This is a genomic window from Haloarcula sp. H-hyl2, from assembly GCF_056934385.1.
Window position 1 is genome coordinate 46,012 of sequence record NZ_JBRIIJ010000003.1, and the last position, 24,247, is coordinate 70,258.

General features: G+C 64.9%; 24 protein-coding genes. 11 read left to right on the forward strand and 13 right to left on the reverse strand.

The genetic code is table 11. The annotated features are described in order from the left end of the window. Nucleotides 1-7: 7 nt before the first annotated feature. Nucleotides 8-1,078, reverse strand: coding sequence for a mannonate dehydratase (locus Hhyl2_RS17590; RefSeq protein ID WP_483552093.1), 1,071 nt, complete (start codon nt 1,076-1,078; stop codon nt 8-10). Between the two features lie 58 nt (nt 1,079-1,136). Beyond that, nucleotides 1,137-2,372 (reverse strand): ABC transporter substrate-binding protein, encoded by a 1,236-nt coding sequence (locus tag Hhyl2_RS17595; RefSeq protein WP_483552094.1) that lies wholly within the window; start codon nt 2,370-2,372, stop codon nt 1,137-1,139. A 91-nt stretch (nt 2,373-2,463) separates the two neighbouring features. On the opposite strand from Hhyl2_RS17595, the gene Hhyl2_RS17600 reads away from it, so the two are divergent. Genes Hhyl2_RS17600 through Hhyl2_RS17610 form a run of 3 tightly spaced genes read left to right on the forward strand, consistent with a single transcriptional unit; the run spans nt 2,464 to nt 6,465 of the window. Next, nucleotides 2,464-3,660, forward strand: coding sequence for a CaiB/BaiF CoA transferase family protein (locus tag Hhyl2_RS17600; RefSeq protein ID WP_483552095.1), 1,197 nt, complete (start codon nt 2,464-2,466; stop codon nt 3,658-3,660). Further along, nucleotides 3,650-4,822 carry a hypothetical protein gene (locus Hhyl2_RS17605; RefSeq protein ID WP_483552096.1) on the forward strand — a complete coding sequence of 391 codons (1,173 nt, stop codon included), beginning with the start codon at nt 3,650-3,652 and terminating at the stop codon, nt 4,820-4,822. Before Hhyl2_RS17600 ends, Hhyl2_RS17605 begins: the two co-directional genes overlap by 11 nt. After that, nucleotides 4,819-6,465 (forward strand): acetate--CoA ligase, encoded by a 1,647-nt coding sequence (locus tag Hhyl2_RS17610; protein ID WP_483552097.1) that lies wholly within the window; start codon nt 4,819-4,821, stop codon nt 6,463-6,465. Before Hhyl2_RS17605 ends, Hhyl2_RS17610 begins: the two co-directional genes overlap by 4 nt. A gap of 22 nt (nt 6,466-6,487) precedes the next feature. Here Hhyl2_RS17610 and Hhyl2_RS17615 read toward each other — a convergent pair whose 3' ends face one another. Next, complete coding sequence (locus tag Hhyl2_RS17615; RefSeq protein WP_483552098.1) at nt 6,488-7,117, reverse strand: DUF4864 domain-containing protein; 630 nt, start codon at nt 7,115-7,117, stop codon at nt 6,488-6,490. Between the two features lie 693 nt (nt 7,118-7,810). Here Hhyl2_RS17615 and Hhyl2_RS17620 point away from each other — a divergent pair. Next, nucleotides 7,811-8,800: a ring-cleaving dioxygenase gene (locus Hhyl2_RS17620; protein ID WP_483552099.1), complete on the forward strand. Its 990-nt coding sequence runs from the start codon at nt 7,811-7,813 to the stop codon at nt 8,798-8,800. 12 nt (nt 8,801-8,812) lie between these two features. Here Hhyl2_RS17620 and Hhyl2_RS17625 read toward each other — a convergent pair whose 3' ends face one another. Next, a complete protein-coding gene (locus tag Hhyl2_RS17625; RefSeq protein ID WP_483552100.1) occupies nt 8,813-8,965 on the reverse strand; it encodes a hypothetical protein in 153 nt (50 codons plus the stop codon). 190 nt (nt 8,966-9,155) lie between these two features. Between Hhyl2_RS17625 and Hhyl2_RS17630 the strand changes: the two genes are divergently transcribed. Continuing rightward, nucleotides 9,156-9,362, forward strand: a complete 207-nt coding sequence (locus Hhyl2_RS17630; protein WP_483552101.1) for a hypothetical protein — start codon at nt 9,156-9,158, stop codon at nt 9,360-9,362. A 122-nt stretch (nt 9,363-9,484) separates the two neighbouring features. Here the strand turns inward: Hhyl2_RS17630 and Hhyl2_RS17635 are convergent, their stop codons facing one another. Next, nucleotides 9,485-9,634, reverse strand: coding sequence for a DUF7557 family protein (locus Hhyl2_RS17635; RefSeq protein ID WP_483552102.1), 150 nt, complete (start codon nt 9,632-9,634; stop codon nt 9,485-9,487). 138 nt (nt 9,635-9,772) lie between these two features. Here Hhyl2_RS17635 and Hhyl2_RS17640 point away from each other — a divergent pair, with 138 nt between their 5' ends. Continuing rightward, complete coding sequence (locus Hhyl2_RS17640; protein WP_483552103.1) at nt 9,773-10,294, forward strand: phosphopantetheine adenylyltransferase; 522 nt, start codon at nt 9,773-9,775, stop codon at nt 10,292-10,294. 81 nt (nt 10,295-10,375) lie between these two features. Here Hhyl2_RS17640 and Hhyl2_RS17645 read toward each other — a convergent pair whose 3' ends face one another. Further along, nucleotides 10,376-10,900, reverse strand: coding sequence for a halocyanin domain-containing protein (locus Hhyl2_RS17645; protein WP_483552104.1), 525 nt, complete (start codon nt 10,898-10,900; stop codon nt 10,376-10,378). 203 nt (nt 10,901-11,103) lie between these two features. On the opposite strand from Hhyl2_RS17645, the gene Hhyl2_RS17650 reads away from it, so the two are divergent. Next, the gene (locus Hhyl2_RS17650; protein ID WP_483552105.1) at nt 11,104-11,877 is read left to right on the forward strand and encodes a DUF7260 family protein; all 774 of its coding nucleotides are present in this window, start codon (nt 11,104-11,106) and stop codon (nt 11,875-11,877) included. A gap of 30 nt (nt 11,878-11,907) precedes the next feature. After that, nucleotides 11,908-12,726, forward strand: a complete 819-nt coding sequence (locus Hhyl2_RS17655) for a hypothetical protein (RefSeq protein WP_483552106.1) — start codon at nt 11,908-11,910, stop codon at nt 12,724-12,726. Between the two features lie 22 nt (nt 12,727-12,748). On the opposite strand, the gene Hhyl2_RS17660 is transcribed toward Hhyl2_RS17655, so the two are convergent. From Hhyl2_RS17660 to Hhyl2_RS17670, 3 genes are all read right to left on the reverse strand, one after another. Further along, nucleotides 12,749-13,732 carry a PstS family phosphate ABC transporter substrate-binding protein gene (locus tag Hhyl2_RS17660; protein ID WP_483552107.1) on the reverse strand — a complete coding sequence of 328 codons (984 nt, stop codon included), beginning with the start codon at nt 13,730-13,732 and terminating at the stop codon, nt 12,749-12,751. 74 nt (nt 13,733-13,806) lie between these two features. After that, nucleotides 13,807-15,717, reverse strand: a complete 1,911-nt coding sequence (locus Hhyl2_RS17665; RefSeq protein ID WP_483552108.1) for a HAMP domain-containing sensor histidine kinase — start codon at nt 15,715-15,717, stop codon at nt 13,807-13,809. Nucleotides 15,718-15,721: 4 nt separating this feature from the next. Beyond that, nucleotides 15,722-16,306, reverse strand: coding sequence for a response regulator transcription factor (locus Hhyl2_RS17670; RefSeq protein WP_483552109.1), 585 nt, complete (start codon nt 16,304-16,306; stop codon nt 15,722-15,724). A 316-nt stretch (nt 16,307-16,622) separates the two neighbouring features. Here Hhyl2_RS17670 and Hhyl2_RS17675 point away from each other — a divergent pair, with 316 nt between their 5' ends. Next, a complete protein-coding gene (locus Hhyl2_RS17675; protein WP_483552110.1) occupies nt 16,623-19,133 on the forward strand; it encodes a methyl-accepting chemotaxis protein in 2,511 nt (836 codons plus the stop codon). Between the two features lie 12 nt (nt 19,134-19,145). On the opposite strand, the gene Hhyl2_RS17680 is transcribed toward Hhyl2_RS17675, so the two are convergent. The 4 genes from Hhyl2_RS17680 to Hhyl2_RS17695 are packed head-to-tail and all read right to left on the reverse strand — an operon-like array spanning nt 19,146 to nt 23,134. Further along, a complete protein-coding gene (locus tag Hhyl2_RS17680) occupies nt 19,146-19,694 on the reverse strand; it encodes a hypothetical protein (RefSeq protein ID WP_483552111.1) in 549 nt (182 codons plus the stop codon). Between the two features lie 26 nt (nt 19,695-19,720). Continuing rightward, nucleotides 19,721-21,409, reverse strand: a complete 1,689-nt coding sequence (locus tag Hhyl2_RS17685) for a b(o/a)3-type cytochrome-c oxidase subunit 1 (protein WP_483552112.1) — start codon at nt 21,407-21,409, stop codon at nt 19,721-19,723. Then, nucleotides 21,409-21,945 (reverse strand): cytochrome c oxidase subunit II, encoded by a 537-nt coding sequence (locus tag Hhyl2_RS17690; protein ID WP_483552113.1) that lies wholly within the window; start codon nt 21,943-21,945, stop codon nt 21,409-21,411. Before Hhyl2_RS17690 ends, Hhyl2_RS17685 begins: the two co-directional genes overlap by 1 nt. 4 nt (nt 21,946-21,949) lie before the next feature. Further along, on the reverse strand, nt 21,950-23,134 hold the full coding sequence (locus Hhyl2_RS17695; protein WP_483552114.1) for a halocyanin domain-containing protein: 1,185 nt from the start codon (nt 23,132-23,134) through the stop codon (nt 21,950-21,952). 157 nt (nt 23,135-23,291) lie between these two features. On the opposite strand from Hhyl2_RS17695, the gene Hhyl2_RS17700 reads away from it, so the two are divergent. After that, the gene (locus tag Hhyl2_RS17700) at nt 23,292-23,468 is read left to right on the forward strand and encodes a DUF8131 family protein (protein ID WP_483552115.1); all 177 of its coding nucleotides are present in this window, start codon (nt 23,292-23,294) and stop codon (nt 23,466-23,468) included. Between the two features lies 1 nt (nt 23,469). Next, nucleotides 23,470-24,243: a sulfite exporter TauE/SafE family protein gene (locus tag Hhyl2_RS17705; protein ID WP_483552116.1), complete on the forward strand. Its 774-nt coding sequence runs from the start codon at nt 23,470-23,472 to the stop codon at nt 24,241-24,243. Nucleotides 24,244-24,247: the final 4 nt, after the last annotated feature.

Sequence of the window (24,247 nt, forward strand, 5' to 3'; positions counted from 1 at the left end):
CTTAACACTAATTCCGAGCGCGCTCGTGGCGCAGCGCGGTCAACATCCCGTTGAGGTAGCCGACGGCGTGGGCGCGACCACGGTGTTCCCAGTCGGTATCTCCCTCGACGTGGGGGACGTGGTCCGGGATGATCATACCCGAGAACCCGACCTCGTCCAGCAGCGAGAGGATCTCGTAGGCGTCGTAGTTACCCTGATCGATGAACGTCTCGGAGAAGTGCGGGACCGTCCCCTCCACGTCCCGGAAGTGGACGTAGAACAGTTGGTCCCGCTCGCCGAAGTACCGGATGACCGTCTCCAGATCCTCGCCCATCTCGGACCAGCAGCCCAGACAGAACTCCAGGCCATGATGGGCGCTCTCGACGATGTTCATGGCTCGCTTGAAGCTCTCGAAGTTCCGGAACAGCTGTGGCACCCCGCCCAGCGACTCGACCGGTGGGTCGTTGGGGTGGAGACAGAGTTTGACGCCGGCTTCCTCGGCGACCGGGATGAGTTCCCGGAGGAAGTACTCGTAGTTGGCCCAGAGTTCGGCCTCGGTGTACTCGCGGTCGTGGGTGCGCTCGCCGGAGACGCGGTCGGCGTCGAACCCGGACGCGCCCGCACCCCCGCGAACACTGACCTCCGTATTGCGCCAGACACCGCTTGGCATCCAGTGGTAGCCGAACATCGGGATGCCGGCCTGGCCGATGTTCCGGACAGTGGTCTTGACGTGGGCCATCTGCTCGTCACGACGCTCCCCGCCGAGCATGATCTCGTCGTAGAAGGAGATGGGGACGTTCTCGATAGCGTTGAGTCGTAAACCGGCAGCTTCGACCCGCTCGCGGAGTTCGACGAGGTTCTCGGAGGCCCACTCGTCGTCACCTTCCAGCGGAATCCGCTCGTCGTCCGGCATGTGCGGGTAGTCGGGATCGTACCGGTACATGTTCAGGAGGATGTCGTCGACGCCGAGTTGCTTGATGAACCGGAGTTTCTCCTCGGTCGGGTCCATGAACTGGCCGAGGCCGACGCGCATCGGGAGTGCATCGAAGTCGACGGGCGCCGTGCTGTCCGGCCGCTCTGCTGTTGTCGGGTCGCTCATATCCTAATCGACTGTCACGACGAGCATAAGTGTTGCCTGCTAACAAAAAGCTGGAGGACTACTCCAGCAACTCGCTCGCTCGGTCCGACGCCGTCGCGATGGCCGCCTCGACCGACGTAGATCGTTCGACGATGGCCGCCGCCACCATCTCGTTCAGGATCTCGTTGAGTTCGAGATACTCCGGGATCCGCGGGAGCGTGTTCACCGGGCCCGTATTGATCGTCTCCAGCATCGAGTAGAAAGCGTGCTCACGCAGGACGTCCGGGTCACGCCAGGTCGAGAAGCGCGTCCCCGATGCACCTGCGTCGGTCGTGATCTTGTCGCCGGCCGGCGTGGCGGCGTGGCGGATGAAGTCGTACGCCAGGTCGGGATGCTCGCTCCCGGCCGGGACAGTCAGCCCGTAACAGACCGTCAACGACGTGTGTTCGCCGTGCTCCGTGTCCGCACGTGGGATCAGAGCGTAGTTCGCGCGGCCGAATACCGCCGAGTCCGGCGCCTCCGCCATCGCCCCGAAGCCGGCCCAGTTCCACATCATCGCCGCCTTCCCGTCGGCGTAGAACTGGCCGGCCTCGACGCTCTCCATCTCGACCGCTTCGGGCGGGACGACCCCGTGTTCGTGGATCAGGTCGTGGTAGTACTGGAGCGCTGCTCGTCCGTCGGGGCTGTCGAAGGCGGGTCGGCCCTCGGCGTCGAGGATCTGACCGCCGCGACTCCACAGCTGGATCGCGAAGTCGTAGACGTCGTTGTGGCCGTCCGGTTTCGCGGCGACAACGGTCCCCCAGAGGTCCTCCTCGGGGCGAGTGAAGAACCGTGCAACCTCCAGAAATTCCGTCCACGTGCGCGGAACGGTCAGCGGACGCCCGTATCGCTTGCGGAACGCGCGCTGCTCGGCGACGCTCTCGAAGAGATCCTCCCGGTAGTGGAATAGCTCCGGGCCGTCGTGGTACGGAATTCCATAGGTGGCATCGTCGTAGGTCATCAGCCCGCGCAGGCTCTCGGCCCACCCCTCGGGCCAGTCCGGGGGCGGGTTCGCATCGAGAGCGTCGTCGAGTGGACGTACCAGTCCCTCCTCGGCGACCATCGGGAGCCAGTCGCTCAGACAGAGCAACAGGTCGTAGCGGCCGTCGGCGATGGCACCGGTCGCGAGCAGGTCCTCGTGGATCTCCGGGAGCGGTCTGTGTTCGCGTTCGAATCGGACGTCGGCGTCGGTCGACGCCGCGAAGTCGTCCATCTGGCGCTGGAGTGCGGTCTCGAACCCCTCGAAAGGGCGACCGACGAGTCGCAACGTCGGCATATCGGAACGTTCGATGGCCCGCTACGTAAGCGTACTGTTGGATGTCACCACACCACAAATGCTTATGCCGCCCGGCGGGCCACTCCCGAGTATGGAGCGTGCACTCGACGGTGTGCGGATAGCAGACTTCACCCAGATGATGCAGGGGCCCTGGGCCACCCAGAAACTCGGCGACGCGGGCGCGGACGTCGTCAAGATCGAACGACTCGGCGGTGAGTGGGAGCGGTCGCTGGAGGCCGGCGGGCAGTTACTCGACGGTGTGAGCCCGTTCTTCCTGGCGATGAACCGGAACAAGCGGAGTATCACCGTCGATCTGACGACCGATGCGGGCCGCGACGTGGCGCTCGACATCGTCGCCTCGGCCGACGTTCTCGTGGAGAACTTCCGCCCTGGCGTGATGGAGCGGTTCGGTCTGGGATACGATGCAGTGACCGAGGTCGCACCCGACATCGTCTACGTGTCGGCGTCGGGGTTCGGCCGCGACGGCCCGTACGACGACCGCCCCGGCCAGGACCTGCTGCTCCAGTCGATGAGTGGGCTGGCTAGTTACACAGGACGGCGAGATGATCCGCCGACGCCGGCCGGGACGGCGGTCGTCGACGAACACGCCGCGATGCTCATCGCCTTCCAGACGATGGTAGCGCTGTTCCACCGCGAACGGGCTGGCGAGGGACAGCGCGTCGACGTGAACCTGTTGAACGCCGCGATCGACTTCCAGTGCCAGGAGATCACGGCTGCCCTGAACATGGACGTCGACTTCCAGCGCAGCGAGACCGGCATCGCGCAGGCCTGGCTCGGCGCTCCCTACGGAATCTACGAGACGTCCGATGGCTACATCGCCATCGCGATGGCGCCGATGGAGGAACTGGCCGACAGTATCGACCGGCCCGAACTCAGAGAGTACGACACACCGGTAGCGACCTACGAAGCCCGCGACGAGATCAAGCGCATGGTCGAGGCGTACACGAGTTCCCACACGACCGAATGGTTGCTGGACAACCTCCTGGCGGCCGACATCTGGGCGGCCGAGGTCAACGACTTCGCCGAGATGGCTTCCGACCCGCAGGTCGAGCACAACGGGATCCTCGTGGAGCTAGATCATCCCAGCGACGGGACGTTCACGACCGTGGGGATGCCCGCAGAACTGTCGGAGACGCCGGGCGAGATTCGTCTCGCCCCACCCCGACCGGGGCAGCATACCGGCGAGATACTCGCCGGCGTCGGATACGATGCCGACGAGCGTGCACGGTTGGCGGCGGCGGAGGTGGTCGGCGGCGATGTCGGTTGATCCAGCCCACACTCGGGATGAGATGTACCGCCGGGCGCTGTCGGCGATACTCGCCCGCGTCGAGACGACCCTCGAAGCGACCGGTCAGCAGTTCCCGTACGTCTTCGACAGGGAGCGCGGGCGCTGGGAGACGACCCCGAACGGGAACTGGTGTGGCGGTCACTGGATCGGGCTCCTCTGGCTGGCCGCACGCCTGGCGGACGACCGGAGTGAGAGCGATCGATTCGCGCGAGCGGCCAGAGACCACACCGAGACAATGCGGTCGTACATGCCCAGAGACTCGATGTTCTGTGGCATGAACTTCCTCTACGCCGGGTTCCGGGCCTACGACTACACCGGCGACAGAGGACTGTTCGGTCTCGGCATGGAGGGCGCAGACGCGATGGTCAACGCGTACGACGGGGGAGCGCGGCAGATTCCGCTGGGCAAACTCGACATCCACGGGCCCGAACAGTTCCGTGGGCCGGACTCCGATCACGGACCACCGGGTGACCGGCTCGGGGCGGTCGACAACCTCTATACGGCGGTCTCGATACTCTGGCGGGCCGACACCGAGAGCACCGACGCGCGGTTCCGCGACGTGGCGCTCTCACACGCCGACCGGCATCTCGACTGGTACATCCGTGACGACGGCCGGACCTGGCATCACGCCGTCTTCGACGACCACGGGGGGCTCGTCCGTCAGTACAACGAACTGGCCCACAGCGACGAGAGCTGCTGGGCCCGGGGACAGGCCTGGAGTATCGCTGGCCTTGCCAACGCCTACGGTGCGACGCGTGCCGACCGGTTCAGGTGGGCGCTGGAGCGACAGGTCGGCTACTACCGCCGCCAGAGCCCACCGGACCTGATCCCCCACTGGGACTTCGAGGTCCCGGACCCGGAGACCGAACCACGGGACACGAGTGCCGCTGCGATCACGGCATACGGTCTCTGTCGGTTGCTCCCCGTCGAACAGGCGACGGCTGCCCTCCGGTCGACCGGTGTGGATATCCTCGACTCGCTCGTCGATTCGTACGTCGTCCTCGATCCAGACGATCCAGCCCACGGACGGATCCAGCACGGCTGTTTCAATCGCCCCGGCGACTACGCTGTCGACACCGAACTCATCTGGACAGCGTACTACCTGGCCGCGACACTCGCGGCGGTGACAGACAGCCAATGACCGGTCCCTGGCTCGGCTACGATATGCCGACGAACGTTCGGAACTACCAGGGACTCGTCGAGGGGTTCGACTGGGACCTTCCGGATTCGTACAACGTCGCCCAGCACGCGCTGGACGGGGACCGGGATCGGATCGCGCTCTGTCACGTGCCAGACCGGGCGACACCGACCACTGTTCGGACACTCACGTACGGTGATCTGGCGATCACCTCGGCCAGATTCGCCACTCGACTGGCCGAGCGCGGTGTCGACAGCGGAGACAGGGTCGTCGTCTCGCTCCCACAGTGTCCCGAACTCGTCGTCGCCCACCTCGCCGTCCTCCGTCTCGGGGGCGTGGTCGTCCCGGCCTCGATACAGCTCGGGACCGAGGCCTTCGAGCACGTCTGTTCCCACAGTGACGCCAGTACCGTCGTCGTCGATAGCGACCACTGGCAAACCGCGCAGGCCGCGATGCAAGATGTACCGGTGACCGTGCGTGTGCCTGTCGACGCCGGACCCCGACCCCTGGGTGGGCTCGACCAGTTCGTCGGCGACACCCAGGCCACCCCGACGATGGCCGATACTACCCCCGAGAACGACGCGTTCGTCCTCTATACTTCTGGAACCAGCGGGGAACCGAGAGGTGTCGTTCAGCGCCACGGATATCTGCTGGGTTCGCTCCCGGGCTATCACTGCTGGTTCGGGCTGTTCGACGAGGACGCAGCGAGGCAGGCACGGGTGTGGACCCCCTCCGAGTGGGCCTGGGCTGGCGCACTGTTCGACGTCGTGTATCCGACGCTCGCGCTCGGCGGGACCGTGGTCTCGGCGGTCCGCAGAGCAAAGTTCGACCCACAACGTGCCCTCGATATCGTCGGGATCCAGGCCGTCTCCCACGCGTTCGTCCCACCCACCGCGCTCAGAGCGTTTCGGACTGCGACAGACCCCGACGAACAGACGGCGCCGGCTCTTGAGACGATCATGAGTGGTGGCGAGCATCTCCCGGACTCGCTGTCGACGTGGGCCGAGACTGCGCTCGGCGTCACCGTCAACGAGGCCTACGGACTGACAGAGGCCAACGCCCTCGTCGGCGAGGCCAAGCCACGGTTCGACGGAGTCGACGACGGCCTCGGCCGCCCGTACCCCGGTCACGAGATCGTGCTGCTCGAAACGGCGGGAGCTGGGGAATCTTCGGATGCCGTCGGCGAACTCGCCGTAGAGCGACCTGATCCCGTGGTCATGCGCGAATACCTCGACGACGCGGCTGCCACGGCTGCCGTACTCGACAGCAGCCACCTGCGGACCGGCGATATCGCCCGCCTGCGGACCGACGGGACGCTCGTCCACCTCGGTCGTGCTGACGAACTCATCATCACCTCGGGCTATCGGGTGAGTCCCATCGAGGTCGAGTCGGTACTGGAGCGCCAGGAAGGGGTTGCCGCCGCACTCGTGACCGGCGAAGCCGACCCCGACCGTGGACAGATCGTCGTCGCGACAGTGGTCCCCACCGACGCTGTGGTTCCTGACGAGCACTTCGCAGATAGACTCGTGAGGAGGGTCGCCGACACACTCGGACCGTACAAGCGACCACGCCGTGTCGAATTCACCGACGCGCTCCCGACCACACGAACGGACAAGACTGATCGAACTGCGGTCGAGCGTGAGTGAGTCCGTGGTGATCGGTCGTGGATCAGACGGGGTCGATCGCAGTGGTGAGCCAGCACCCCTCGAAGGCGCCGCCACCCTGACGTTCCAGCCGCCAGACGTACTCGGTTGACGTGTCGACTCCGGAACCGGTGACCTGTCGTATCGCCGTCTCACCCGTCCGAGAGACTGGGCTGAAGGTAACCGTCTCTGCCTCGACGAGCGGTTGGTACGTCGTCCTCACTACGGCCTCGAACCGCTCCGGACTGCCCAGACTCCGTCTGTACGATGGGGCCATGAACTGCCAGGCCGTCTGGATATCGGTGTCTGTGGGCACCCCGCTCGACCGGAGTGCACGCACCTGTCGCTCGACGACGTAGCCCGGTGACCGACCACACCCCGCCCGACTGTCTGGAGTCGGCGCCGATGCCTCGTCTTCCGCCGACGCGTTGGCTTCGACACCGGCCCAGTGTCCGCGTTCGTCGCGCGCCATGGCGATTGCCCGCCCGTTCTCGGACGCCGCTGTCGACTGTGCCGTGTGCGTCGGGTCCGGCACCGGTACAGGTGTCAGCCGTTCATCGGAACCAGGGTGGTCCCGGAAGAGCCCGCTACAACCGCTGCTGGCGCCGAGAACCGCCAGAGTAGCGATCAGCAGTTCTCGACGTGACTGGCCCATGACGACACGTATGCAGGACAGCCTCTTCGTTGTTGCCACCGAGCATCCACACTGACGTGTCGAATCGGCCTCAGAAGTGCAAGACCATAGCAACTCCAGGGTCTATTTTGTAGTAATTTAATTCAATTTTGGCGATATATCGCCACTATTCCACTAGTAAGTCCATCTTAAATGCTATAACTACATAGCTCCTATATTTTTGCGCGTTGGCCGAGAATACATTACTATTTTTGACGCGAACCTATCCATCTAGCCGATTTTAGCCACACATACACTTCGATAACGGTGTATGTATTCCAGAGCAAAAACCCAGATATTGCGTCTTCAAGTTTTCAGCCCCCGATCAGTACGTTTGAAACCATTAAGACAGATGTATCCATCCTCGGGTATCTGTGTCCATATCCGAGCGTTCTCACACCGAATCAATTCACGTGTTTCAGACACCCCGACGAATTGTAATCTAGCCAATCAGTATTTGTTCTCCCGAGACATACACTGAGGTGGGTACAGATTCCGTACGAGGAGACACTGTACCCGGAGCGTTGTCAGAGGCACGCGGGGACTCCCTCCCCGTCTTTCGCCTGTCGTCTTGGTAGATTACTCCGGATCCCCGTCGAAGTGCTTTCCGCGGCTATCCGCTCGCCCGGTAACACCGGTGTCAGCACGTACTGAAGTAGCTGCGCCCCCTATCTGGTGCCAATGACCACCCCGACGCCCGGAATTCACCACGTGACCTGCATCGCATCGGATCCCCAGCAGAACCTCGATTTCTGGGGAGAGACACTCGGACTGCGTCTGGTCAAACGGTCGATCAACCAGGACGACGCCGGGACCTACCACTTCTTCTTCGCCGACGCGGAGGGGACACCGGGAACGAGTATGACCTTCTTCCCGTGGGCGGACCTCTCGCAGGGGAAGGTCGGCTCCGGTCAGGTATCGCGGACTGCGTTCCGCGTCCCGGCGGGTAGCCTGGACTACTGGGAAGCGCGATTCGACGACTACGGCGTCGACTACGACGACAGAACCGAACGCTTCGGAGAGACCGTGTTGCCGTTCCGTGACCCGGATGGGCTCCCGGTCGAACTTGTCGCGGTCGAAATCCCGGCTGACGACCCGACTGTCCCGTGGACGGAATTCGTCCCGGAGGAACACGCGATTCGGGGGTTCCACTCCGTGACGCTGTGGCTCGCCGATCCGGAGCCGACAGCGGATCTACTGGAGACGATGGGCCTCGAACGGGTCGGAACAGAGCACTCCGCGGGTGATACGCCGGGCGACGAACGGACCCGGTTCGCGGCGGCAGGCCCCGTCGGCACGTACGTCGACGTGCTCCCGACCATCGAAAGCGGACGGCAGGGTCACGGTACGGTCCATCACGTAGCCTTCCAGACGCCGAGCGACGACGATCAGATGGAGCTGCGGGCCACCGTCCGGTCGCTCGGTCTCCGTCCGACAGCCCAGATCGACCGCCACTGGTTCCGCTCGGTCTACTTCCGTGAGTTCGGTGGAATCCTCTTCGAACTGGCGACGAGCGGCCCGGGATACACGAGCGACGAACCGCTGGCCGAACTCGGAGAGCGACTCGTCCTTCCTGGCACCTTCGAGGACCGTCGCGCCGAGATCGAAGCCAACCTCCCCGATGTCACCGTCCCGAGAGCGGAGACAGCCGCTACTGACGACTGAACTGTAGCCCGGTCAGAGACGCGGTTTCGAGACGGCGGAATCAGTCAGCAGGAACCCCGCGACGACCAGCGGGAGCGGGATACTCGCCCAGAAGGCGACGGCACGGCGGGCGGCGACGATATTCTCTGCGGTGGTGCTTGTCCCCGCCTGAAGGCGTTCAGTCACGCGAAGTAGCTGCGAGAGGGGGTGAACGTATGGTCGACAGAACACTTCGATAGAGGTGTGTGTCCAGAATTATAATGTGTGTCTATATATTTTGAATTATTGGTATGAGTTTTAAATTTATGTTGTTTCAGGACGGCCCTCGATCGTCGAGTTGCTTCGTGACGCCTACTGATCACGGACGACTGTGTGCATGTCGAGACTCGGCCTCTCCCCGGATCACGACCGCTCGGTGTCGGGTATCCAGTCCGAGATCGTCTCGTGGAACAGTGCAACGCCGGATTCGTCGGTCGTGTGTGCACGCCACCGGATGGAACCGCCCCCGGCCGGCACCGATAGCTCGAAGGTCGCCCACCGACAGCACCGGGACTCCTTCAAGGTGAGCGTCGAGAGCGCCTGATACACCTCCTCCGTCCGGTCGAACACTGCGGTGAACTATGCCGAGTGAGCGTCGAACGCATGTCTGCGGACTACCGCGCCAGACCTATCGCGTGGACACCACCCGCAACATCCCAGGTGCTCTCATTCCGAGTAGCCTTCCTGCAGGAACGTTCCCTCTGTCTCGTACATCGAGAGCAGTTCCTCGATGAGTTCCTCGTACGTTTCCCCCTCGTCGAGGTGTGTCTCCAGTCGTTCCCTGAGATCGTCGCTGATTTCGAGCGTGTGTGTCATGGTATCACTATCCGGGTGGTATACGTGATGGCACAAGAACACAAATACTATCCGGTTGTTCCAGCAGGTAGTTTCGAGTTACTGGGGACTGCGTAGTCGGGGCGACAGTACTACATCGGTCGGATTCGAGATGGCAGTATGGCACGGTCCGAACGCATCGCGATCCTGGGTGGAACGTTCACGCCGATCCACAACGGGCACCGGGCGCTGCTCCACAGCGCGTTCCAGACTGCGAGTCACGACGGGCCCGGGGACGGACACGTCATCGTCGGTCTCACCGGGAGTGACCTGGCGAGGGAGACACGGAGCGATCCAGCCCACGCGGAGATGCTCGGCCGATTCGACGAGCGCCGTGAGGCGCTTGCCGCGGAACTCGAACAGATCGCCAAGGCGTATACGAGTTCCTACGAGATCATCGAACTCGAAACGCCACACGGCCCGGCGGCCACACGTGACGACGTCGACGCGCTGGTCGTCTCCCCCGAAGCGAAGGCCCAGCGCCGTGCGTACGAACTCAACGAACAGCGGATCGAAGACGGACTCGGCCCACTGGAGATACACACACCGCCGTTCATCATCGCCGAAGACGGGACTCGGATCAGTAGTACGCGGGTCCGGAACGGCGAGATCGACGTCCACGGGCGCGTCCTCTCGGAGTGAACGGTCCGCGGTGCACGAACCAGACGTCACCGGGGAGTCCCACGGTCTCGACCAGGGTGGAGGTACCCCAGAACCGGTCGGTTACTCGACGCCGATACCGCCCTTCATCCCGAGCGCGAAGTGTGGTTCACAGTGGTAGAGTGCGATGCCCTCGGTATCCATCGTTCGGGTGTACTGTACCCCTGAGCCGCCCATTGCTTCGCCAGAACTGAACTCGTAGTCGGATTCACCGAGCTGTTCCTCGGGGAGCGCTTCGACGTTGTGTGGATTCCCCTCGCCCGTCCAGTTCCAGCGGATCTCCGTCCCGGTGGAGACGACGACTGCTGACGGACCGTACGCGAAGTTCCCGCCGTTCCCTTCTGACCCGACATCGATCGTGACAGTATCTGTGCCGCGTTCGTCGGCGAACGTTCCGTCGTATGACTCGTCAGCACCACCGAGTTCCGTTTCGGTGAGCCATTCGTCGATGGTGGGGTACTCGTCCGGACCCGGTCCACCGCCCCCGTCACCGCCGGATCCGCCGTCACCGCCACAGCCGGCCAGTGCACCGACGACACCGGTCGTGAGGGCGAGATAACCGCGCCTGGTCTTGGAGAGATGTCCCATACGTCTCCAGAACGGAACGTGAATGGTTAGTTAGCCGCGCCTTTCGGTGAATCGCACACGGGAATTGAGTGGTACGTTCCCCTCATGGCAGTATATAGGCCACATAGCAACGAACAACTCCGCCTCCCGAGGACTGAGAGATAGGATCGTCGACACCAGTCCAGAGTCGTTGGGCTGTCGACAGTATCCACCCCTGCCCCCCCATGCCACGCACAAATCAGCGCCGGACCGAGACTGCGTTAGAGATTCTCGATCGAGAAATCGAGTTTGTCAGTCGAGAGCGAACGGCTTTCCGACGGTTCACATCGCGGATCGAGAACCTGGCACCGGAGCGACCGGCGACTCGCCCGGGCAGTTCCGGCGGTGGGGTGATTGCACTCACTGGAGCGACCGAGGAGTCGACGGGGTCGATCCAGCTCCAGACAGTACGCAAAGCGTACACGGAGACGGTCATGTCGGTGCCACACTACGAGCGCGAGTACGGCGAATCACTCCAGGCCAACATGGCGGCCGAACTCGGTACGGAGGTGGCGAGACAGGTCGTGGACGGCCAGCAGTTGACCCCGATGCTCTACGAGACGCTCGTTGCCGCGAGCGAACGTGGCGTGACCGAACGGAAAGAGTTCGTGGAATTACTCCGCGAGGAGCAGCGCTCGCTGACGACGGTACAGTCCAAGCTCGACGAAGTCGAATCGCAGGCGGCCGAGATCAGGGGGGCTATTGAGGACGGCACACGCGAGGCGTCACTGAGCGACTGCGACGACGAACTGACCGCCCTGGAGGCGACCTGTAGCGACCTCGCCGAGGACCGACAGCAACTCCTCCACCGTCGCTCGGCAGCACGACTGTCGGGTATCGACGGCGAGAGTCTCGTTCGCTTCCTCTATACCGACTGCGAGGCGACCTGTCCCGCGCTGGCGGACATCACCGACTGCATCGAGACCATCCGCGCACACCGCAAACGTTGTCTCCGATGAGCAGCGACTGAGAACACGACTGGGGAGATCGTGCGACCGAAAACCGTCGGGCTGCTCTGTGTGGTACTCGCGGCAGCAGCGGGCTGTACCGGACTCCTGGCACCGAGTCAATCTGCCAGTCCGGTCACCCCTGCGCCGGTCCCACAGACCCCCACGCCCGTCGCACCGGGGATACCAGGGTCGACGAACGGTGAGCTTGCGGGAACCGTCGTCGATGCGGACACCCTTCGTCGTGCGGACACTGCACACCTCGATGGCCGACACTACGCAGTGACACAGACAGCGGTCCTCACCAGCGGGAACGGGTCGTTACGGATCCAGTGGACTCGCTACAGCGCACCCGATGGCCGGGTGCGCCAGACGTTCAACGCGATCGGCACGGGTACGCTTACACCGACGGTGCGGCGGAGCGACCTCTGGACGAACGGCTCACGGTACTGGGTCCGGTCGGAACTGGCAGGCGGGCGGGTCACACTCGGTACGCAACCCAGCCCACCGGCCATCCATCAGTTCAGCGTCCAGCGACCGGGTGCGCTCCTGACGACTGCGGACTACCAGGTTCGGGAACGGACCGATACGGGCGTCCGGCTGGTCTCGAGCGGACAGGTACGCCTGCCCGGTCAGATGGTCCCCGTGGCGACCGGCCCACCGTCGAACGCCACCGTTCGGCTGACCGTCCAGCAGGACGGCCTCGTCCGTCAGTCGGTCGTGTCCTACGATGCTCGAAACGGGGCGGAGACGATCCGTGTCACGATCGAGCAACGCGTCGACAACGTCGGGGTCCCACGTGTCCAGCCCCCGACCTGGCTCGCGAACGCGACGGCAGACGGCGAACGCGGGTTCGTCTGACCCTTCGGTCCGGGCGCTGTGGTCAGTTCTCTGTGAGCAGGCCGACGAGTTTGTCTCGGTTCTGCGCTGCGGTCTCCGTGTTCAATGGGACGTAGCCCACGTCACTGACGAGCTCGGTATCCACCCTGTCGAGGTAGTACTCGACGAACGTCCGAACGGCCGGCCGTTCGAGCGCAGCCGCTGCCACGTAGATGTAGAGCGGGCGTGAGAGTGGCGCATAGGCTCCGCTTTCGGCGGTCGACAGCGATGGTCCCACACAACCGTCGGCAGTCTCGATGGCGAGTGCGTCGACGGTTTGACTGTTCTGGGTGTAGTACGCGAACCCGAGATAGCCGATGGCATCCCGTGACTGCCGGACGTGTTCGACGATAGTACTGTCCTGTTCTGTCCCCCGATAGTCCTCGCGGTGGTCGTCGACGCTCCCGATGATCTCTTCCGCGAAGTAATCGAAGGTCCCTGAATCCGAGGACGGGCCGTACAGTTCGAACGTCCGGTCTGGCCACGCAGGTCTGACGTCGGCCCACGTCGTCGCGCCGTCCGCACGCCACATCGTCGCGAGTTCGGCCGGCGTGATGCAGTCGACCCAGTCCACATCGTTGTTGACGATGACCGTCAACGCGTCTGTCGCGACCTGAAATCTGACGAAGTCGACACCGTTGTCCCGACACGTCGTCCGTTCGCTCGCGGCGATGGGCCTGCTGGCGTCGTTGATATCGGACTCGCCGACACAGAAGAAGTTCTCGAACCCACCGCCAGTCCCGGTCGAGGCTACGGAGACGGAGACAGCCGGATACTCTTGGGCGAACAGTTCGCTGATCCGGAGCGTCAGCGGATAGACGGTGCTGCTACCGGCCACCGAGATGCGTCCCGAGAGTGGCGTCGGCGACGCTGTCGTCGCCGGCGTGGAGTCGCCACTCCCCTCGAGACAGCCCGCAACCGAAGCGGTACCGGCGGCGGTCCCGCGAAGGAACGCACGTCGATCGAGGGTGGGAGGGTCTGCTGGCATCGTTCGTAGTTATCCCACCCTCGGTAAACACGTTGCTAGCAGCCATATATACCGATCACAGCAGTACATAGTGGTCACAATGCATCGGCCCCGTCGGTGGTCGCTTCGATACTCGAATAGTTCGTCTGTGCGACGGTTGGCCTGACGACGAACTCGAACCGAGCACCGTCGTCGTCGCGAGCACGGACGTGCCACTCGTGGGCCGCTGCGATCCGCTTGACGATCGTGAGTCCCAGGCCAATCCCACCAGAGCCATCGGAGACGCCAGGTTTGAACACGCTGTCCGGCTTCTCGACGTTGAATCCTGGTCCATCGTCGGCAACGTAGAACCCGTCCTCTGAGGCGCCGACGGTGACAGCCACGTCCTGGCCACCGTGTTCGATCGCGTTGCGAAAGAGGTTCTCGAACAGCTGGTCCAAGAGGTCGGGATCGGCCTGCACAGTCGCCTCTGCGACACGTAGCGAGGCCTCGAAGGTTTCGACGTGACTCCAGGCGGTCCGCGCACGCTCTGCCAGTTCGACCGTGTCGGTTGCCTCGAGCTGTGTCCCGCGTGCGAGGGTGAGTCCGTCGTCGACGATGCGTTGCATCCGGTCGAGCGCTTCGATCAGCGGGTCGACGTGTTCGGCGGTCGCCGGATCTTCGAGGAGTCGCGCGCGCCCGTAGGCGACGGTCAGCGGGTTCCGGAGGTCGTGAGAGATGATCGAGGTGAACGCCTCGAGTTCCTCGTTTTGCTGTTCGACGTCGTCCATCATCTCGTTGAACGCGATGGCGATCTGCTGCATCGACGGGTTGTCACTCTCTGGGTCGAGTCGGCGGTCGAGTTCCCCGTCGGCACAGGCAGCCATCACCTCACCGAAGGCCTCGGCCTCCCGTTCGAGCGTCTCGGTCAGTTGTTCGGACTCCTGGCGTGCCCGTTCGGCCCGTGCGATCTGTTCGCGGAGGGATCGACGCATCTCCTCGAAGGCCTCGTAGAGTTCACCGAACTCGTCGGTCCGATCGGTCGAGATCGGGTCGTCCAGTGACCCCGCCTGGAGCCCTCTGGCCTCGGTAGCCAGTTCACGGACGGGCTGGATCGTACTCCGTGTGAGCAAGAGGCCGATAGCCCCCAGTCCAGCGATCACGGTCAGGAGCATCCAGCCGAGGCTCTCGACGATCGCCGACCGGAGCGCGAACGCCTGCGTCGTCGGGAGCCACGCAGCGACCACCCAGTCGCGAGCGTCCATGCGAGCGTAGCCGACTGCGGCCTGTTCGCCGTCGTACCGAAGCTGGTCGAACCCGGTATCCCCTGCGGGCCGTCGGGAGAGGCCAGTCGGACCGAGTATCCGGCTGGCGTTCTCGGCCATCACGACGGCACCCTCGCTATCGACGACCTCGAACCGGGCTTGGGCGAGCTGGTGTGCTTGCGAGTCCGATAGCTGGCGGAGGTTGACGACCGTGACGAGTCGCCGATGGGGGCGGTCCGGGACCGCTGCGCTCAACAGGATCACCGGTGCACCACCCTCGTATGGCCTGAACGGTTCCGAGACGGTGACCCGATCATTGCCGCGTGCCCGGGTCGTAAAATCCCGTTGGCCGGCCGGACTGACGACGTCGGCCGCCGAGACGATCCGTGAGCTGCCCACACTGGAGACGACTGTCCCGTTGGCCGTATCGACGAAGTAGGCCGCCTCCGTGTCGTCGTCCCGCTCGACGATAGTCCAGAGATGCTGGACGATGACCGTCTCGTCGTGGCTCTCGAAGGCAGCAGCTTCGCCGGCTGTCCGGGTCTGGATCCGTTTCTGTTCGAACCATTCGTCCAGGGCTCTGGCCTCGATCTGTGCCGCCGATTCGAGCTCGGTCTGTGTCTCCTGTTCGAGCATCCTGTCGGACTGAGAGTAGAGACCGATGCCGGCAACGCCGATGAGAAGCGTCACGACGGCGAACCCAGCGACGAGCTTGGCAGGATAACTACTACTGACCCGTCCTGGAACGAGTGGGAGTCCCATCGCGTTACAAACTGCCCCCCAGTTCCACCGCCCCCTCGAACTGGACCGTGTCCTCGTCATCGGTGACCCCGATCAGTTCGTCGACCGGCCGGTCCACTCGCCCTGCCAGTTCGGCGAAGGCTCGCTGGGCTCGCGAATAGACACGCCGGTCCTCGCGTTCGGCCGGTGTCCAGAAGGACTGTGCCAGCGCGAGTTTCCGGCCGAGCCGGGCACAGCTACGATCGGTCCGGTCGTAGGTCTCGACTGTCAGTAGCCGCTCGACGCTCTCGGCGAACGCCGCCTGTGAGATCGGTTTGACGAGATAGTCGTCGAACGGAAGTGCCAGTGCCTCGGCCCCGGGCGACTTCGCTGTGACCATCGCGACCGGCGTCCGATCACCCTGTCGTCTGAGGGTCTCGAGTACCTCGTCTCCCGAGCGTCCGGGCATCTGCCGGTCGAGCATGACAGCGTCGACTCCGTCTCGAACCGCCGCGAGTGCCGCTACACCGTCTGTCGCCGACCGCACGTCGTACGCACCGTCCAGCCAGGCCACGTACAGCGAGGCCAGGCCAGGCTCGTCGTCGACGACGAGAACAGTCGGCTCAGTCACCCCGCCCACCCTCCCTGCCGCGTGAGATGGTGGTCCCCATTACACGGTTGCCTGGCCACCCCGGAATCTAAGCGGTTTATAATTGTCCCAAATAGAGGTATGTAGGGCTATGTTGCGGAATCACGTGGCTCGATGCAGGGTCAGCGCCACGTGCGGACGGAGGGGGATGGTCTCAGGAGCTCTCGATGGGGGCATCCAGTAGTATTCCCGAGTGTTCGCGCCTCTCGTATCTATAGTTCCAAATTCGGGGGCGATACGGTACGTAATCCTATATATGTGGCAGTTTTAAGGAGAGAGTTTGGAAAGCTGGGGATAGATGGTCAGCGCAGACGACGCCGTGCGACGCCTCGAGATCGCGCGGTACCTTCCGGACGCGGTCCGGCAACAGTTCGTCAGGAAGTTCGGTGTGGCACTCCTGGCAGCGATGCTGGTGGCCGGTGGCATCGGCGCGTTCTTCTACGCCGAGACGACGGCGACACTGGACGAGCAGGTCGAGTCGCGAGTCTTCTCGACCGCTGAGCTACAGGCCGACGGACTCGATAGCTGGGTGGCTGGCTTTCGTCGGCAGACACGAACACTGTCGTCAGTCAAGAAGTTCCAAAACGGGTTGCCTGGACCGATCCGTGACTATCTCCTGCTTGAGGCCAGCGATCTGACGTCGGCGTTCGTCGCCGTCCACTACGTACAGGCCGCCGACGGCACCGTCGAGGCGAGTACGGCCTCGGGCATCAGGGGAGAGAAACTGGGGTCGCTTGGAGTGCCCTGGGCCGAGGACACCGCTCACATCGACAACCAGACGGACAGGCCCGGAACAGTGTACATTCCAGAGCGGCCGTACGAATCGCCAGTCACGAACGATACCGTATTGGCGTTCATCAGTTCGCCGCCACAGAACACGGAGCACGTCGTAGTCGTGGAAGCGAGTCTCTCCGACCGATCCGGTGAATTCCGACAGGCGATGGCCGGCGGCGAGACGACCGTGATGGGCCCCGACGGTGGGGCGGTCCTGGGTGGGTCCCTCGCCGGAACCGGCGCGGCCGCGATTGCGGCGAACGGAACCACCGAGAACGGGAGCGGATTCCAGCAACACGGGGATGCCGTCCTGGGGTACGCCACGCTCCAGCAACTCGACTGGACCGTCGTCACGCAGGTGCCGGCCGCCAGCGCGTACGCCCTGCGAAACCAGATCGGGACGAGTCTCCTCCTGACTCTCCTGTCGGCGCTGCTGGTCCTCGGTGGTGTCTCCCTGGCAGTCGGCCACCGAGCTGCGGGATCGCTCTCTGCACTGTCGAGGAAGGCCGATCGGATGCGTGACGGGGACCTGGCGGTCACGCTCGATTCGGACCGCGTCGACGAGATCGGACAGCTGTACGACGGCTTCGACGAGATGCGCCGGTCGCTCCGACAGCAGATCGACGACGCAGAGCAGGCGAAAGAGCGTGCCGAGACCGCGCGAGAACAGGCCGAATCGGCGCGAGCCGAGGCCGACGACGCCCGGACAGCCGCAGAGGCCCTCACCGAACAGTTGGAGGCCCGGGCCACCGAATACAGCGAGGTCATGGCGGCCTGTGCGGCCGGTGATCTCACTCGGCGGATGGACACCGATACCGAGAACGAGGCGATGCGACAAATCGCGACGGCGTACAACGACGTCATGGCGGAGTGGGAGGAGACGATCCGTGAGGTTCGGGCCTTCGCTGGGGCCGTCGAGCGAGCCAGCGGGGACGTCTCAGAGAACGTCTCGAGCGTCCGCGAGCGGAGTCGGAACGTCGAGCGGTCGGCGACGGCGATGGCAGACGGGGCGACGCGACAGTCCGACCAGCTCCACTCGGTCTCGGGACAGCTCGACGACCTCTCGGCGACGGTCCAGGAGATGTCGGCCGCCGCCGACAGCGTCCGAACGCGCGCGGACGCTGCCCTCGAACGGAGCCAGCAGGGCCGACAGGCAGCGACCGGCGCCGCCGATGCCCTGGAGAACATCGAGGGGTCGACGCGTCGCGCCGTCGACGAGGTCGAGGAACTGGAATCGCTCACCGCCGAGATCGAGGCGGTGACCGACCTCATCTCCGACATCGCCGATCAGACGACGATGCTCGCGCTCAACGCGAACATCGAGGCGGCACGGGCCGACGCGGAGGGCGACGGGTTCGCCGTCGTCGCCGCCGAGGTCAAGCAGCTATCCGAGGAGACCGTCGAGGCCACTGCCGACATCGAATCCACGATCCAGCGGATGCGCCAGCAGGTCGAACAGACAGTCTCGGAGATGCACACCACACAGCGCCGGGTGTCGACTGGTGCAGATACCGTCAACGACGCGCTGGACGCCTTCGACGGGATCGTCACGGAGATCGACGAGGCCACCAGCGGGATGCGGGAGATCGACGCCGCGACGGACGAGCAGGCCGTGGCAACACAGGAGGTCGTCGAGATGGTCCAGACGGTCGGCGACATCAGCGAAGAGACGGCCAGCGAAGCTGGCGGCGTTGCCGACGCGACTGCCGCACAGGTCGCTGCGGTCGAGGATACCCAGTGCGAGGTCACGGAGCTCTCCGAGCGTGCCGCCGAGCTGGGCGACCTGCTGGAGACGTTCACCGTCTCGGGTGCGTCCGGCGACACCGACACGGCCGTCTACGATACCACTGGCGAAGACCAATTCTCGGAGCGCCCGGACGACAACGATGCACTGGTCTCCGCCGACGAACAGGACCCAGCGGAGAGGGAGACCGACGACCCAGAAACCGAGACCGACGACCCAGAGACGGACGGGATGCAGGACGGCGGCGGACTCGAACCGCCGATTGTCGGTGACGGATCGGGCGACGATTGACAGCTGGGAGAATCAGCCGTTCGAGACCTGGATCGAGCCGAGTTCGATGGTGGCGTTCGACAGTTCGGGACCTGCCGCCCCGTCCCGGACTGCGGTGGCCGCGACGGTCTGGGGCTGGTGGCCCTTCGGCAGCACCCAGACACCGGTGACGGTGCCGTCCTCGCCGGGCGAGAGATCGCCGGTCGTCGCCGACCCCTGGACTGTCTCGCCGTCACGGGTCTCGACGGCACCGAGGCGGAGTTCGTAGGCCGTGTCCGTCGGGTTCGAGACGTTCAGCGTCAGGAGGAACTGCCAGCCGTCCTCACCGGTGACGACGGCGGCCCGGTCGATCCGTTCGATCGGGGCCGTCTCCGTCAGTACCTCGTCACCGACGCTGGCCCCCTCGATGGTCTCGGTGGGGGTCGTGGCCGCCGCCTGGGTGTCACCGCCGCCACCAAGCAGCGAGTGTCCGACGAGGCTGCCGAAGGTCGCCACCTCGATGAGGATCGGGATGGCGATAGCCAGCACTATCAGCGTCTTCGCGAGTTGCGTCTGTTCGGGTCCGTCGACGTCGTCGAACATGTTCGGATATGAAGAGGGTGGAACTATCAGACCGGGATCGGCGGGCTCCCTGGCATGGTGATGCCGTCGGCGACCATGCTGGCCAGCGGCGGTCCGTAGGCGATGACGATCAGGACGAGCGCGATAGCGGTCCAGAGCTTGTAGTTATCGAGGATCCGGGGGCTGTGTTCGGGCCCCGAGAGCGGCTCCGGGATGGTGCTGTTGACCGAGAGCGTGCCGCCGCGGTGGGCCAGGAACGTCTCGGCCATCACCACGAGGAACAGCGCGGCGCCGACGAACAGCAGGAACCCGCCGATAGCGATCTGGATGCGCATCTCGCCGACCGTCCCGGCGACGCCCTCGAAGGCGAACTCGTCGTAGGTCGGCTCGGCGGTCCGGCGCGGGATGCCGGCCAGGCCGGCGCGGTGCATCGCGTTGGACATCAGCGTCATGCCGATGAACCAGACGTAGGGCTGTGCGATGGCGAGGGACTTGCGCTGGAGTTGTTTGCCGGTGAGCTGGGGCACCAGCCAGTAGCTGATGGCCATGGCCGTCAGCGCGAACGCGGTGCCGACGGTGAGGTGGAAGTGACCCGGCACCCACAGCGTGTTGTGGATGAGGTAGTTGATGTTCATCCCGGCGTTGATCATCCCGGAGAACCCGCCGGCCGCGAACATCAGCCCGGCCAGCGCACAGCCGGCGAACGCGGGGTTCCCCCACGGCAGGTTCCGGAGCCACGAGAAGTAGCCCGAACCGCCGCGCTGTCTGGCGCCGTGTTCCATCGATGCGACGACGGTGAACGCCGTCAGCAGCGACGGCAACAACAGGAACATCGTGTTCGTCATCGCGATGAACTTGAACCCTTCGGGGATACCTGGGTCGACGTACTGGTGGTGGAAGCCCACCGGCGTCGACAGCAGCAGGAACAGGACGAACACGACGCGTGCGAGCGGGTCACTGAACAGCCGGCCGCCCGCGAGTTTCGGCAGGACGGTGTACCAGACGAGGTACGCCGGCATGAGCCAGAAGTAGACGACCGGGTGGCCGAAGTACCAGAACAGCGTCCGGGTCAGCAGTGGGTCGACAGTCTCGATGAGGCCCAGCGACCACGGGATGAGGAAGACGACGACCTCGACGGCGACGCCGATGGTGGAGATGTACCACATCAGCATCGTCGTCACGACCATGAACGTCCGCAGGGGGATGCGGTCGTCGGGGTTCTCCGAGCGCCAGTCCCACAGCGACTTGAAGTAGGCTGCGCCGGCGATCCACGAGCCCACGATGATGAGCGCGGCCCCCAGGTAGAACGCCGGGTGGGCCTTCATGGGCGCGTAGAACGTGAACAGGACGTCGGCCTTCAGCGCGTGGCCCAGGATGCTCGGCGCACCGATGAGCCCGCCGATGATGGCGACCGCAGCCATCACGGTCCCGACGAGCATGAGCCAGAACGCACCCCACGCGAGCCGTGGTGGGAGTTCGCGGTCGAGGCTGTTCGAGACCGCCCAACCGAACAGCCCGGCGATGAAGAACGTCGTGAACACGAGCGCGAGCAGGACACCGTGGGCCGTCAGGAGCGTGTAGTAGTCGGCCGAACTGACAAATCCGCGGAAGACGCCCGTGCGGTGGAGCGCCTGGACGACGCCGAACAGGGCCCCGATACCAAGAGCCACGAACGCGACGATGAACTCGCTGCGGACGAGTTTCGCGGTCCTGGGGAACTCGTCGACGTAGACCATCAGCCGCTCACCTCCTGGGACTGCTGGCTCTCGTACTCTGCAGGCGGGACCACCTCGATGGAGCCACCCATCGTGTGGTGTGCGGCCCCGCAGTACTCGTGACAGACGAGCCCGTACGTGCCGGTCTCGTCGAACCGCGCCGTGACTTCCGCGACCTGTCCTGGGATGACCATAGTGTTGATGTTCGTCTCCGTAATCGAGAACCCGTGGACCACGTCCGCGCTGGTCACCTTGAACGTGATCCGCGCGTCAGCCGGGACGACGATGGGGTTGTCACCGCTCCCGGGGGCGAACTGGAACTGCCGGGCCACGACCCAGACGACGTACTGATCGTCGCTCTGTTTGACGACGCCGGGGTCGTCGAACCCGGTCCCCGTGTTACCGTTCTGGACTGCCTGTGCACTGATCGTTCCCCCGCTGTCGTCGACCATCGAGATCCCAGCGCCGACCGAGCCGTAGGCGATGGTGGCGATGAAGCCGACGATCAGGAGTATCGCTGCGCCGAGCCAGACTTTCTCGAAGTTGTGGACCTGCATGGTATCACCCGATCACCGAGACGCGGCCGAGGAACTCGACGAAGTACATGAACGCCCACAGCAGGGCGATCAACACGAAGTAGAACGCCACCAGGGCGGCCGTCCCCCAGGGGTCGTACTCCTCGTGGTCCAGTTCTCTGGCCAGTTCCGTCTGTGCTGCCTCCTGTACCACCGCCCGGCCGTCCTGGTCGGTCAGTTCGGGTGGGGCCTGCCGCTTGCGCCGGCGACTCACCGCCGCGTACAGCAGCGGCGTGAAGAAAGCGAGCATGATCGAACTGGTAAAGAGCCACCGAGGCCCGGACAGTTCGACGGTGGGGCCGCCCCCACCGCTGCCGCCGTCGCCCGGCGGCGCGCCGACGACGACGGCGCCTTTCATCCCCAGTGCCTCGTGGGGGACACAGACGTACGTGTAGATGCCCGTCTCCTCGAAGGTGTGACTGTAGGTCGTCCCGGCGTCAGAGACCGGGTCACCGGAGTTCAGCGGGCCGTCGCCGTCCGAGACGACGTTGTGCCCACCGCCCTCGCCGTTCCACGTCCAGACGACCTCCGTCCCCGGTGAGACGCGTACCGCTGGGGGATCGAACGCGTACGCGCCGCCGTTGCCCTGCGCACCGACGGTGATCTCGACGCTGTCTTCCCCCAGTCGGTCGACCGTCTCGCCGTCGAAGTTCGAGACGTCGTCGAAGAAGCCGCCGTAATCGGGGTTGGCTGGCGGTCCCGTCGGCTGGTCGCTGCCGCCGCCCGAGCCACCGGGGCGGACGGCGACGGCGCCTTTCATCCCCAGTGCCTCGTGGGGGACACAGACGTACTTGTAGATGCCCTCGCTCTCGAAGGTGTGGCTGTAGGTCGTCCCGGCGTCCGAGACCGGCGAGCCGGAATCGAGCGGGCCGTCGCCGTCCGAGACGACGTTGTGCCCGCCGCCCTCGCCGTTCCACGTCCAGACGACCTCGGTGCCGGGGCTGACCATCACCGCGGGTGGGTCGAACGCGAACGCCCCGTTGTTCCCCTGCGCACCGACGGTGATCTCGACGGTGTCCTGGCCCCGCTTGTCGACGGTGCCCTCGTAGTTCGAGACATCGTCGAACCAGCCGCCGTAGTCGGGCTCTTCCTGTGCCGTCGCCGTTCCGACTCCAGCCAGTGCAGCCGCCCCAGTGGCGGTCTGGACGAACTGGCGCCGGTTCAGCGACACTGCGACCCCTCCTGCAGTCGCGTGTGTCTCCTGACTCCTGCAATTCCTCGGCCCATACCCGGGTCGAATACGACCAGTATAAAAAAGCTGTTCCCCCCTTTTCACCGGATAGGAACGGGGGTACCGTTTTTATGTCCCCTCATTCATAGGGGCAACCATGTCCGCTTCCAACCCGCGACTCGTCACGGTGCTCGCTCTGCTCGGGCTCGCGCCCGTCGCGTACTATCTCCAGGGGACCGGTCGGACCATCGTCGCGCTCTCGCTCGTCAGCGTCGTCATCATCGCGGCGAGTCTCTTCCTGATGGCGTCGCCACACGAGGGACAGACCGCCTGAGATGGGTCCAGCGACGGCGGGCCTTTCGGCGAGTGAGACAGCCGGCCTGGCTGCGTTCGCCGGGCTCGGTCTCGTCGGCAGCGTCCACTGTCTGGGGATGTGTGGCCCGCTCGTGACGACGTACGCGGAACGACTGGACGACGGCGGGCCGGTCTCGACACACGAGATCAGACAGCAGGTGCTGTTCAACGTCGGCCGCGCGACGAGTTACACGGCCATCGGCGTCGCGCTCGGCGCCGCCGGCGGGCTCCTATTCGACGTCGCCGGGCTCGCGCGACTCGGGACCGCCGTCCGAGGGCTCGTCGGTGTGGCCGTCGGCCTGTTCATCCTCGGGGTCGGGCTGGGCTATTTGACTCGCGGCAGTGCCGTCGACGTCGCCGCGTCGCTCCCTGTCGTCGGCGGTGTCTTCCAGCGCGTCTCGACGACGCTCGTCGCCCGTGTCGACGACTGGGTCGACGGCCCGGGCATGCTCGCGCTGGGTGCGATGCACGGCCTGCTCCCGTGCCCGTTGCTGTACCCGGCGTTCCTCTACGCCTTCGCGACCGGCTCGGCCGTGACCGGCGGCCTCTCGCTCGCGGCGCTGGGCCTGGGAACTATCCCCCTCGTGTTCGCCTACGGGACCGCCTTCGGGTCGCTCTCGCCGTCCCGCAGGGCGGCCCTCCATCGGGTCCTCGGGGCCGTCTTCGTCGTCCTCGCGCTGGTACCACTGTCGAACGGGCTGGGCGTCTTCGGCGTCCCGCTCCCGAAACCACCCCTGCCGATGCCGTGGATGTGAGCGG